The 12,381-nt window shown below is 49.8% G+C and carries 12 protein-coding genes and 1 pseudogene; 4 read left to right on the plus strand and 9 right to left on the minus strand.

All coding sequences use genetic code 11. The features are described from left to right. The 4 genes from QP794_RS14980 to QP794_RS14995 all read right to left on the minus strand — a co-directional run bounded on the left by QP794_RS14980 (position 1) and on the right by QP794_RS14995 (position 4,425). On the minus strand, positions 1-972 hold the full coding sequence (locus QP794_RS14980) for a FecCD family ABC transporter permease (protein WP_052016823.1): 972 nt from the start codon (positions 970-972) through the stop codon (positions 1-3). Between the two features lie 202 nt (positions 973-1,174). Continuing rightward, positions 1,175-2,893, minus strand: a complete 1,719-nt coding sequence (locus tag QP794_RS14985) for a helix-turn-helix domain-containing protein (protein WP_285077834.1) — start codon at positions 2,891-2,893, stop codon at positions 1,175-1,177. A 33-nt stretch (positions 2,894-2,926) separates the two neighbouring features. Beyond that, a complete protein-coding gene (locus QP794_RS14990; RefSeq protein ID WP_024633472.1) occupies positions 2,927-3,676 on the minus strand; it encodes an ABC transporter permease in 750 nt (249 codons plus the stop codon). Then, positions 3,658-4,425, minus strand: a complete 768-nt coding sequence (locus QP794_RS14995; protein WP_285077835.1) for an ABC transporter ATP-binding protein — start codon at positions 4,423-4,425, stop codon at positions 3,658-3,660. Before QP794_RS14995 ends, QP794_RS14990 begins: the two co-directional genes overlap by 19 nt. Positions 4,426-4,652: 227 nt before the next feature. Between QP794_RS14995 and QP794_RS15000 the strand changes: the two genes are divergently transcribed. Beyond that, on the plus strand, positions 4,653-5,663 hold the full coding sequence (locus QP794_RS15000; protein WP_285077836.1) for a Gfo/Idh/MocA family protein: 1,011 nt from the start codon (positions 4,653-4,655) through the stop codon (positions 5,661-5,663). A gap of 13 nt (positions 5,664-5,676) precedes the next feature. Next, the gene (locus QP794_RS15005) at positions 5,677-6,318 is read left to right on the plus strand and encodes a pyroglutamyl-peptidase I (protein WP_285077837.1); all 642 of its coding nucleotides are present in this window, start codon (positions 5,677-5,679) and stop codon (positions 6,316-6,318) included. A 62-nt stretch (positions 6,319-6,380) separates the two neighbouring features. Here the strand turns inward: QP794_RS15005 and QP794_RS15010 are convergent. The 3 genes and pseudogenes from QP794_RS15010 to QP794_RS15020 form a co-directional block, all read right to left on the minus strand. After that, positions 6,381-6,835, minus strand: a pseudogene (locus QP794_RS15010) (IS3 family transposase); the annotation flags it as partial. Positions 6,836-6,846: 11 nt separating this feature from the next. Next, positions 6,847-7,428 carry a TetR/AcrR family transcriptional regulator gene (locus tag QP794_RS15015; protein WP_285077838.1) on the minus strand — a complete coding sequence of 194 codons (582 nt, stop codon included), beginning with the start codon at positions 7,426-7,428 and terminating at the stop codon, positions 6,847-6,849. A gap of 92 nt (positions 7,429-7,520) precedes the next feature. Continuing rightward, positions 7,521-8,531, minus strand: coding sequence for a fumarylacetoacetate hydrolase family protein (locus tag QP794_RS15020; RefSeq protein WP_285077839.1), 1,011 nt, complete (start codon positions 8,529-8,531; stop codon positions 7,521-7,523). A 165-nt stretch (positions 8,532-8,696) separates the two neighbouring features. Between QP794_RS15020 and QP794_RS15025 the strand changes: the two genes are divergently transcribed. Next, a complete protein-coding gene (locus QP794_RS15025; protein ID WP_285077840.1) occupies positions 8,697-9,719 on the plus strand; it encodes an MBL fold metallo-hydrolase in 1,023 nt (340 codons plus the stop codon). Between the two features lie 222 nt (positions 9,720-9,941). Beyond that, positions 9,942-10,070 (plus strand): hypothetical protein, encoded by a 129-nt coding sequence (locus QP794_RS15030; protein WP_285077841.1) that lies wholly within the window; start codon positions 9,942-9,944, stop codon positions 10,068-10,070. Between the two features lie 278 nt (positions 10,071-10,348). Here the strand turns inward: QP794_RS15030 and QP794_RS15035 are convergent, their stop codons facing one another. Together QP794_RS15035 and QP794_RS15040 are read right to left on the minus strand one after the other, a co-directional pair. Continuing rightward, a complete protein-coding gene (locus QP794_RS15035; protein WP_285077842.1) occupies positions 10,349-11,191 on the minus strand; it encodes a 1,4-dihydroxy-6-naphtoate synthase in 843 nt (280 codons plus the stop codon). After that, entirely contained in the window at positions 11,188-11,961 is a 774-nt protein-coding gene (locus QP794_RS15040; protein ID WP_483311917.1) for a futalosine hydrolase, read from the minus strand. The genes QP794_RS15035 and QP794_RS15040 overlap by 4 nt, the downstream gene beginning before the upstream one ends. Positions 11,962-12,381: the final 420 nt, after the last annotated feature.

The following is a 12,381-nucleotide window of genomic DNA, read 5'->3' on the forward strand; positions in this document are numbered from 1 at the left end:
CTACAAGGCCCTCCTTTCTTTACGGGCCAGATAGAGGAAGAAAGGTACACCGACAAAGGCGACCATAATGCCTACTGCCAATTCCTGAGGCGGATTCACAATGCGTGATCCCAGATCGGCGAGCACCAGCAAGACGGCTCCGAGCAGGGAGGACATCGGAATGATAAGTCGATAATCCACGCCAACCAATTTGCGAGAGATGTGTGGAATAACTAATCCAACGAAGCCGATCGAGCCTACAGCAGATACGGATACGCCAGCCAGCACTACAACCGCCGTCAGGGCAAACAGCCTGGTCCAGCGGAGGTTGATCCCGAGATTAATCGCAACTTCTTCCCCGAGCGACATAAGGGAGACACGACGGGCCATGGGCATGGTGAGCACGAGGGCAACCAGCAGCACAGGCAGAATCAGCTTCAGATGCCGCCATTCAATACCGCCGAAACCACCCGCATACCAGAAGGCCAAATCCTGACTCAGGTCAAAATATATGGCTACACCAGTGCTGAGCGAACTTAACATCGCTGCAATAACGGCACCCGCAACGGTAAGCCTTATCGACGTCAGTCCTCCGGGGGCGGCCATGCCCAATAGGAAAATGAGCAGAGTGCCCAGAACAGCCCCTGCAAATGACAGGAACATGATCCAGCCATAAGGTAATCCCGGCCAGAATGCGAAGCTGAGCGCCACGACAAAGGTAGCTCCTGCATTGATTCCCAGTATGCCAGTGTCTGCCAGCGGATTGCGTGTGATCCCCTGCATGAGCGCTCCGGCCACAGCAAAGGCGGCGCCAATGACAGCAGCAGCAATAACACGGGGCAGCCGCAGCTCGTGAATAATCTGATGCGGTGTCAAAGCCGGGTTGTACTGAAATATGGCAGTCCATACGGTCTCCAGTGTTAACCCCTTGGCCCCCAGAGAAATGGCGACAAACATACTAAGCAGCAGCGCGGCAATAGCCGCCAAAAACATCAAGCCCACCGTCACTGCGGATTTTTGTGATTTGGACGGACGTTGTGACAGTCCCGGATGTTGAATGAGGGTCACTCCTTTGTTACCAACAACACCTTGCTGTTGTTATTGATTATCATTATCAATTAGTGAACATTATAAAATCTTAATTCAGGCCCGTACATGGCATAAATTAAGATTATAGAGATGGACATTTTTTAGATTACAGAAATGAGGCTTTGTTCGTCAACATGGAGAGCGCTTCATCGAGCTGAATATTGATGGAATATGGAGCGTATACCACCCATGAATTCCAGTCTATGACATGCACGCGTCCGTTTTTTACTGCGGGATAATTTTTCCACAACGGATCTGTAGTAATCTGCTGCAGCAGGGCGCTCCGTTCATGCATGGATGTAACTGCAATCAGGAGCACATCTGCTTCCAGGCCATCCCATTCTCCAGGCGTGAAGGACATCCAGTTGAAACCTACACCGACAGGTTTGCCTGCCAACTCTCTCTGAATCCGATCGGGAGCGGCCAGTTGCAGGCTGCGATAAAATACATGGCCGAAGTTGCGATTGCTGTACATGCGTGGTCCTTTTGCAGTTAAAGTACAGACAGCGACGGTGACCTGACCTGCCGTTTCCCTGATCTTTTTGCGAGCCCGCTCCGCCTTGCGGTCATGCCGTTCCAGCCACTCTTTCGCCGCTTGAGTACGATCCACGATAGAGGCTATTTTCTGCAAATGACCGAAGATGTCTGTCTGATTCCAAGGAATGGTAATGATTGGGGCAACATCTCCGATATGTTCCATCGCAATAGCTGCTGCGTTATCCTTGGTTAGAATCAAATCGGGATTCACATCAAGGAATGCCTGGCGTCCCTGTTCCAAGGGTTCATAGGCATGGAACGGCAGCGTCAGCGATTTGGGAACATGGGGCAGATGGCCCTGGATCTGAGCCGCACATGGTGTGATGCCAAGCGTCATCAGGTGATCGGTGTATGGATAGGAGAGCGAAACGATATTTCGATGGACCTGCTTTGCATAGGAAGTTGGCGCATAACCGGCATGGTTCCTGAACCGTCGGCTGAAATAGAATTCGTCTCGATAGCCTACCTGGCGGGCCACATCACGAATACGCAGATCTGAAGTCATGAGCAGTTCCTTGGCCCGATTCATTCGTAAATGAGTGATATATTCGATTGGATTTTTCTGCATCCGGCTCTTGAACAGTTGTGAATAATACGACGGATGCATACCGGCCAATTCGGCCAGCTTCTCCAGCTTGATTTCGTTCATATAGTTTTCACGCATATACTGTAAGGTTGATCTGAGCCACTGTTCAGGCTCGTCCTGTCCTTCCGCATCCGACTGACCTTCCTGCGGCCAGAGCATATGAAGCAGATCGGTCAGGAGCAGCTGCACTTTCAAGCTGTTTTGTGAAGCTTCGGTTGTTAATTGTGCGGCAATTCGCTGTATCCCATAGTAAGGACCTTGAATCCACCCTGTTACAGGTGAACCAAGCTCTCGCTCATATATACGTCGTTCTTCCGTTTTCTCGGCAACCCGAAACAGATCGAAATGAATGATATATAGTTCAATTTCATGGTCAGCATCAGAGAAGAGCTCCAGAGAAGTTCCCGGAGTACACAGGAAGGCGGACTTGCGGGCAACAAGGGTTTCAATATCGTTCGCCACCAGTTTACCCGTGAATTTGTGCATGTAGACAAAGGTATGGTGAGGGAGCTCGATCTGACTCCATTGCCAATGCGTATTTATGGTGATCAACTCTGCCTGACGAAGTTCGAGCAGCGCATCGTTCAGAAAAGTACTCATTTCCGTTCGTGAAATGGATTCATCAGCGCGTTTCGGCTGATCCGGTTGGGTCAACATATGGGCGGTACTTGGGTTAGGGTTGTTGCTCGAATGAATTAACATGGTGAGACCTCCTTTCCTGACAGATTGGATGTATCATAGCGAGCGCAACCGCATATCCGATGTGAACCACTGTCGGTATGTCATCAGGCTGAGCAGGATGCTGGTAATAGCTGCTGAGCTGGTAAAAGCAAATACGATCAGAATCTGGTAACGAACGGCCTCAACCGGATCGGCACCCGCAATAATCATACCTGTCATCATGCCAGGAAGCTGTACGAGTCCTACCGTTTTCATCCCATCGATCGTGGGTATCATGCTGGATTTCACGGAACGTTTCAACACGTCCTGAAAAGCACGTCTTGGCGTTGCCCCCAATGCAAGCAGGGATTCAATCTCACCTTTGGAGGACTCGACCTCGCGTTTCATCTGGTTCAGAAACAGCCCGGACACCACCATGGCATTACCGATGGTCATGCCGCTCAATGGAATAATGTATTGGGGAGTAGGCTCCACAATACCCAGACCTAACAATAACCCCATCATGAGCAGCTCCGTAACCGTAATTGCAGCCGCAATATATAAGGAAATCCAGCGAAGTCCTTTTCCGCGTTTGCCGGCATTAATGGAAGCTACTGTAATCATGAATCCGACAATGGCAATAATCAGAGCGGGGTGGTCCGAGTTGAAAATAAATTGAAGTACATAGCCGACGAGCAACAGCTGTACAGCGGAACGAACAGTGCCTATGGCAATATCCTTCTCCAGATCAAGCTTCTGCCAGACCGAGATGAGCATGGTGAGCATTACAAATATAATGGTAAAACTCAGAGCGATGAGTGACATGAGTTCTCCTTATTCTGCCACAGGGCAGGACGCATAATGAATTGTCTGGCCAGTTCGGTGGCCGGATTGTCAAAAAAACGGGCTGTTGGCTGACGCTCCAGCAAGGTCTGGTTGCCCATGAACCAGGTGGTTGTACTGAACGATTGTGCCTGTTCCTGATCATGAGTAACCCAGACAAGAGAAGTGCCTTCCTGCTGGCTCCACCGGGTCAATTGTTCTTCCACGAGTCGAGCGTTAGTCCGGTCCAGGGAGGCAGTCACTTCGTCCAGCAGCAGCACCTCGGGCCGCAGCATCATGGAACGGATCAGGGCTATGCGCTGTTTCTCCCCACCGGAGAGCTCGCTGGCCCGCTTTTGAATATCAAGATCCTCCAATCCCATCCCTGCAAGCAGTCGTTGGGCCAAGTTCTGATCATAGGGCTGCCTGTGAAGCAAGTGCACCGTTTTCAGGTTATCTTCCACACTGCCTGCCAGCATAACAGCCTGTTGTGCCACATAAGTCATGCGCATACGCCAAGTACGTGGGTCCGAATCCCGGTAAGAGATTCCTTTCCAGATCAGGTCTCCTTCATCAGGAATATCCAGCAGGGCGAGGATGCGAAGCAATGTGCTTTTCCCCTGGCCGGATGCACCGAGTATGGCAATACGCTCTCCCTGATCCACTGCTGCGTTCACTTGTTCGAATAAAATACGCTGTTCGGTTATACCGAGACGTTTCACTAGCTTATTAATGGTTAAAAGTGTGGACAAAGTCGTGTCGTCCTTTCATCCGTGATCTGCAATTATCTTAGCAAAAATACGGAATAATTGAAATGAGAGTGGATCTCAATTCGTTTGTTGAATTTATATGATGGAATGGGGGAGATGAAACCGGTCTGACGCAAGCGGTTCTTTTTGGTAAAATAAAGAAGACTCCGTTTTGGCCTAATCAAGATCGTGATCTTTTTAAAATATTTGATATCAGGGGAGGCTTTACGATGACGAAAGTTGTTGGACGGGACAAAGTAAATTGGGGCATTATGGGCACAGGATGGATTGCATCTCAGTTCGCGCGGGATTTGGAGCATGCCGGGAACGCCGTAAAAGCAGCGGTAGGTTCACGAACAGCCGAAAGCGCAGAGAAGTTTGCAGCTGAATATGGTTTTGCACGCGCTTACGGTTCATATGATGAAATGCTGCAGGACCCTGAAGTGGATATTATTTATGTGGCAACCCCCCATCCGTTACATAAGGAAAATGTGCTTGACTGTCTGGAAGCGGGTAAAGCGGTACTCTGTGAGAAACCGTTTACGATGAATGCTCGTCAGCTGGAGCAATTGGTGGAGAAGGCGCGTGAGCGCAAGCTTTTTCTCATGGAAGGCATGTGGACACGCTTCCTGCCGCCGATCACTCAGGCCAGAGCATGGATTGCGGAAGGCAGAATCGGCGAGGTACGTCTGGTCAAAGCAGACTTTGGTTTCCGTGTAGGCTGGGAGCCGGAAGGCAGGTTGCTTAACCCGGATCTGGGTGGAGGTGCTTTGCTCGATGCAGGGGTATATCCGATTTCCTTTGCGTCCATGATTTTTGGCGAGCAGCCTCAGCATGTGTGGAGTACGGCCAACATTGGACAGACGGGTGTGGATGAACAGTTCTCCGTATTGTTGTCTTATTCCGAAGGTCGTTCTGCATCGCTGAATGGGGCCATTCGGCTTAACCTGAGTAACGAAGCGGTCATATATGGCACAGAAGGATACATTCGTTTGCCGCTCTTCCTGGCAGGCAAGGAAGCCTATCTGCACGTGAACGGTCAGGATGAACCGGAGAAATTTACCGATGACCGGACATGTATCGGATATGCGTTTGAAGCGGAGGAAGCAGGGCGCTGCATCTTGGAAGGACGTACAGAGAGTAGAACGATCCAACTGGACGAATCCCTGGAAATTATGAAGCTGATGGACACGATTCGTGGTCAGTGGGGCCTGCGTTACAAATCCGAAATAAATAGATAGGAGTGGAGAAGCGATGGTGAAAATTCTGATCTCCGGATTTGAACCTTTTGGCGGGGATGCGGTGAATCCGACAGGAGAACTGATGGAAGCACTTGCGCATGAAGTGATCGAGGGAGCGGAGTTTAAAACAGTGCTGCTGCCTGTGCACTTCGATGAATGTGCGGATCTGCTAATCGCAGAGATGGAATCCTATCAACCGGATGCCGTCATCGCCTGTGGACTGGCCAAAGGCAGGACGGCCATTACACCTGAACGGATTGCTGTCAATGTCAAAGACATTCCTCCTGGCTCCTTCGCGGACAACCAGGGCCAGCATCCCGTGGACGAGCTCATAGTAGAAGGCAGCCCGGACGGCCTATTCTCCACGCTGCCGATTCGTGCGATGGTGAATAACATGGGGGCAGCAGGCATCCCTGCTGCGGTGTCCAATACCGCAGGCACGTATATTTGCAACAATACGATGTATCGGGTGCTGGATCATATCCGCTTGAAACATCTTCCGATTCGTGCCGGATTTGTACATTTTCCGGCTTCAACAGAGATGGCTGTGCTTCAGCCTTCAGTGCCGTCACTGCCCATCCCCATGATGCTGGATGCTCTGAGAGTTATGATTCGCACGGTAGTGGCCCGAGTAATTAAGTTTGGATCGTTGTAAGACGAACGAATGAGATTACAACTGCACCCCGTCAAGTAGACAGTACAAAAAATAAAAGATAGTTAAGCGGCCTTGGTCCTAAATTCATTGGGACTGAGGCCATTTAGTTTCGCTGCAACCGTTCATAATTGTAAAAGTGTATGTGATCATCAATGTCTTTTTGGAGCTCTTTAAAGGTCCAGTAGGTATGCAAGTAGTACTTCTTACATTTGAGCGTTCCCCAGAAGGATTCCATGGGTCCGTTATCAATGCAACGGCCCACCCGGGACATACTTTGTGTGAGTTTCGCTTCATCCAACATCTCCTTAAAGCGTAAATAGGCCTTCTTTCCGTTGCCGCACTTGAATTCTGTGACATCGGTTAGCCATTTTTTATTTGGCATTTCCGCCTCAAATTTACGATTCAAGACGTTCTCTGCAACCTGCTGAGGCGTAGAGCCTACGTACTTCTTCCTCTTTCTTCGGGTGACAGACTGGATGCCCTGGAGTTTCATCAGACGGTGTACTCGCTTCGCGTTAACAACAAAGCTTATGACTGAGACAAAATTCCTTTAACAAACAATGAGACACTGTGCTTGTAGAACTCTTCCTCGGTGACGAGTTGGGACTGATATTGCCGGTGAATCAGCTCGCTCATCTGAAATCCGTAGCACATCGAGAGAAAAGACATGGCGACAAGACGCTCATTCTGTCTGGCTATAACTTTTTTCTTCTGCAAGCGTTCAAAATATTCAACCAGCAAGGAGTGAAGCTTCGCCGGCGGATCGGCCAGCACTCTGTCTAATTCGGGAAGCATTCCTTTGTCGCGGATGCCAATCAAAATGATGTCCGCATTTTTATGGAAAAATAAACGGTACTGCTGACTTACATTCAGCAGATCGACTTCCGGGTTATCGGTCGCGTCCTCTTTTAACAGCTTCTCAAATTGCGGGATATCCGAATGTCTTTCAATGATGGCTTCCAATATGCCTTGCTTGTTTCCAAATTGCCGGAAAATCGTAGATTCATTGACTTTAGCTTCCGTTGCAATGGCTTTGGTGCTTACTCCCCGATAGCCATTCATTTTGATGAGACGTGTCGCGGCTTCAATAATTCTGTCTGAAGTTTGCATTGTATTTCTCCTTTAGCATATGTTAAACCCATTTTACTACAAGTATTGCATATGCAGCAGGATCGGGGTTCATCATTTTCATAAACGTTTATTTAAGGCAAATCGCTTCTTTTTTCCCAGCGGCTTGGTTCCGTAATCTTGACATGATCAGGGACCAATTGCATGAGCGTGCCTAATTTATCAAATGTAATCTGGATTCGGTCAGAGGGTAACAGCCATTGTTCGGTCTCGATTGCGCAGCAATCCGGTATCGTCCCCATTCCTATAATCGTGCCCGGGAGCGGCGTGAAAACTTTGAGAACCTCCTCCATCACTTTTGCAGGGTGTGCAGAATACTCGGATGTGCTTCCCTTCCAGTGCAGTCTCTCCCCGATCCGTACATCCACATCCAGTGCCAGCGGATTGCCGATTTCATCGGGCGTAGCCAGAAATGGTCCTATTCCTTTGCTGCGATCAAAATCTTTGCAGCGCGTCGGTCCGGTCAGCGCCTGGAAATCCGGCCACTGCACATCGCGGAGAGTACTGTCGTTAAAAATAACATAACCTGCAATGCAGTTCCCCTTCCCTGTAACAAAGGCCAGTTCCGGCTCGATATCCAGGTAGGAAGAGTACGAAGGCCAATGAATCGTATCCCCATCGCCAATTAGTGCATTATGGTTGCACTTGTAATAACTGAAAATTACTTTATTCGGATCTTGCTGGAATTTTTCAGCAATTTTTCGTTTAAGCTCTTCTCTTTCCGGCCCTGTATATTCTCTTTGCAGCAGATTTACGCCAGCATTTCTTAGATGTCTTGGCGTCAGCCCGAAATCGATAAGCGCAGCCGGATTCGGAACTGGCGGCAGCAGTTTTACCGCTGCAATTGGGCAGATTTCATTTTCATTGAATTGATGCGACTGTTCGACAGCATATTGCATCAATTCCTTAGCGGCATCATAACTTGCCGGCAAATAATGAAGATAGCTGTCCATATTTTCAAGACTGTCAACGAATGTTCCCTGCATTTTCATGATTGCGGGAAAAGACACGACAAATTTCTCGTTAATTACAAGCCCAAACAAAGGTTCCTGGGATGTCTTGGTTTGAAAGGTTACTAGCTTCATGTTGCAGCGCCTCCATCCATGTAGTGTGATGTTGTTCTGTTACTATCGTATAGCATAGAGTATATGCATGCAAGTACTTGCTTGCATATATGTTTTCGATTCTCTATACTAAAGACATAATCAGTGTGCTTTACCCCAAAAACATATACGCAAAGGAGAATTTTCATGAAGTATGGACGTATTATCCAAAAACCTCGCGTTAAATTTTTTGAAGTCGCAAATGGCGTCTTTGCCGGTATTTCGCCGTATCGCGGCATCAGTTGGGCCAATGCCGGGTTCATCAACAAGGGTGGAGGGCTGGTGTATGACACGTTCTTCGATTTGTTCCATGCGCGGGAAATGCGGGAGGCTTTTATGGAAGTAAGCAACAGCGGCTCTCCTGCATATGTGGTGAATTCGCACTATAACAGTGACCATGCCTGGGGAAACAAAGTGTTTGAAGATGCTTGCATTATTATGCACAAGGAAGCGTCCAGAGAGCGTCTCACCGAAAATATCGCCTGGATGGACAGCGTCATCAGAAGAGGAAAGAATTCTCCGGAATCGACTTCGGGCGAGCGGTTTTTTGCAGCGGAATTTGAAGGATTCGACCTGGAAGGCGTAGAATGGGTGCTCCCGAATATTGAGATAAAGGACGATATCAACATCCGTCTTGGCGATACGGAAGTTATGATTTACAACGTAGCTCCGGCCCACTCTGACAGTGACTTGCTGCTGTGGATGCCAAAAGAAAAGGTGCTGTTCGCCGGCGATGTCGTGTTTAACGGTTGTACGGCATACAGCGAAGAGGGAACCCTCAATTGGGTTAAAGTGCTTGATCGGATTATTGATGAAATTAAACCCGAAATCGTTGTTCCAGGACATGGCACCATCTGCGGTCTGGACTTCGTGAAGGAGCAAAGAGACTACCTCCTGAACCTGATTAGCGAGTTTAACAAGCATTACAATGACGAAATTGATACCTTGTCCCTGACCAAGCAAATTGATATTTCCCGCTTCCTTCATTGGATTCAGCCAGAACGGTTGTATGTTACAGTGGATATCCTATTGAAAAGCAAACGAGGGTTACCACCCCTTCCAATTTGGAACGAGGTGCCTGCTAAGCTGGAAGACATGAAAGCTTTTTTGGCCGGAAAATATGGCGATCAGATCAAGCCATGGGACCCTATGAGTGTTTGGCAAGAATAGCAAGTTGAAGCTAGCGTACGAAAAACAAAAAACGGCCTTGTCGGAAATGATGCGAACAGCGGCCGTTTTTTTATTGTTCCACGGAATTATAATCGGCGCTTAGAACCGATTATGAAGAAAAATGGAAATGGACTTATGACTTACTAGTAGAACTCTTGCCAAACCAGCCTGCGGAAGAACGAAATAATCAACGAAGGAGTGAACGAAGACAGAAGCGATCTAATGGATCGGCCAACCAATCAACGTACCTACGGACCAATCGTTCCACATACTAACAAGCGAAGCGGCGAAATAACGAAGCTGCAGACGAGCGCTCCAGCCATCACATCTAACGAACTAGAGTCACGCTAATGAGCGGATTTTCATACCTGGAATCTAACGAATTTAAGGAGCGTTATTTCGCCGTTTCTTCTGTTTATTTTTTGTTTTCGCAGAGGTTTACCGGAATAACGTTACTGAGGTTCGTTAGTATCGCCATTCCGCTCGATCCTGCTTAATAAGGTGTTACCGATTCGTTAGCGCATTAGTCACGAAGATTATCAGCACGGAGACGGTACCCAACAGAAGTATAGGAACGAAATTTGGCACAGCCTCATTAATATTTTGCATTTCTGCCGGGCGAGCCAGAGTTAGATCCGCAATAAATCGAGATCAAACTCGGGAACAAGTCTTTCTTTCATCGCTCGTCCAAGCAACGCTGTAATTGCGCCGTAACCGTCATCGCCCAGGTTGGCACTGAACTCGTTAACATACAAGCCGATATGCTGCGCAGTTACATCAGGGTCCATCTCTTGTGCGTGTTCCATGACGTATGCTTTGGACTCTTCCGGATGTGCCCAAGCGTATTCCACCGAGGCACGTGCCCAACCTGCAAGAGCGTGAGCATCCAGGTTGCGACGGGCAATGATTGCTCCAAGCGGAATGGGCAGGCCTGTGTCGCTTTCCCACCAGTTACCGAGGTCTGTCATAAGCTTGAGATCATAGTTCTGGTACGTGAAGCGTGCCTCATGGATGACCAGTCCGGCATCAATTTTGCCATCACGGACAGCAGGCATAATTTGGTCGAATGGCATAACGACAATCTCGCCTACACCGCCGGGAACATTTTGTGCTGCCCAGAGACGGAACAGCAGGTAGGCTGTCGAACGTTCACTAGGTACGGCAACTCGGCGTCCCGAGAGGTACGCTGGATCGGTTGTGCCGTTAGCGGTCAGAACCAGTGGGCCGCATCCTCTGCCAAGTGCGCCGCCCGCAGGCAAGAGCGCATAATCATTCAGCACATAAGGCAGAGCTGCATAGGATATTTTCATGACTTCAGGTGTATCTGGTCCATCCGGATTAGCGGCAAGGCCGTTGGTAATATCGATGTCTGCATACCGGACATCCAGCTCAGGTGCACCTGGAATCAGTCCATGCACCCAGGCGTGAAAGATAAATGTATCGTTAGGACAAGGGGAAAAAGCAATTTTCATGATGTGAGTACCTCCCGTAAAATGGAACTTGCAGCCTGGAGCGCATCCAGGGCATCCTTGATGCGCCAGGCGTCGCGGTCGCGTGGACCGACCGCGTTGGATATGGCCCGCAGTTCGAGTGCAGGCACGCCGAACTGCTGGGCTGCGGTTGCCACGCCGAAGCCTTCCATGCCTTCGGCGGCGGCATCCGGCACGCGGCGCAGCAGCTCCGCGGCCGTCTCGGCAGTTCCGGTCGCCGTGGATACGGTGACCGCCGTGCCTCTGCTGACAGCGAGCCCTGCCCGCTGCAGCTCATGGCGCAGGCGCGCGGCAAGCGCCGCGTCCGCCGCCACTCGGGACGAGCCGAAGCCGAGCTCGTCCACGCTTAGGAAGCCGTCTGGCGTCTGCGAGCCCAGATCGGCGGCAACCATGGCGTCGGCTACCACGAGGGAGCCGACGTCCGCCCGGCCGGGGAACCCGCCGCCGATGCCGGCACTGACCACCAGCGTGTACGCTGGGGTCAGTCCGGTCCCGGCAAGGGGCCCCGGCCTTGAGAATGCGGCAGATGCCTGTGCCGCATCGGGTTCGCTTGGCGCGGCGGAGCCTTGCGCCAGCGCATTGGGGCCGGCCGCCGCTGAGGCAAATGCCAGCGCGGCAGCGGTCCCTGCTGCGGCAGAGGCAGGGCCTACGCCCGCAGCAATCACATCAAAGTGCGCAGCTTGGTCACCCAGGCCGCGCAGTACAGCCTCTTTTTCCGCATCAACGGCGGTTACGATTAATACACGCTTTATCGCAGCTGCTGATGCCGAGTATGTTTCTGGGCTGCTTGCCAAGCTTGCAGTTTCTTTGTGATTAAATTCTATAGAATCATTCTGTTTCTGTTCATTCATGCCGGATTCTCCCTTATGAAGTGTTAGATTCAAAGCTCTAATATACAATATGTACGCATATAGCGGACGCTGAGAGCACTGTACAGACAACAAGCGAAGCGAGCAAATGAACAAGCACATATTTCTTTTCCATCATACCGGAAGGGCAAAGATCAGAACAAGTTTTGAAGGTATTTAACCCGAAAAGCAGCTTAACTAACTGTAACAACATTCGGCATGACCATACCCGTCCCTCGAACTATTCTGACGCTTCACAATGGCCTGTTTTAATTGCAGAATGATTTGTTCCCTGTAGCTTATATGTCATTTCAATCATATATA

The sequence above is a fragment of the Paenibacillus sp. UMB7766-LJ446 genome (assembly GCF_030226665.1).
GTDB classification, from domain to species: Bacteria; Bacillota; Bacilli; order Paenibacillales; family Paenibacillaceae; genus Paenibacillus; species Paenibacillus vandeheii.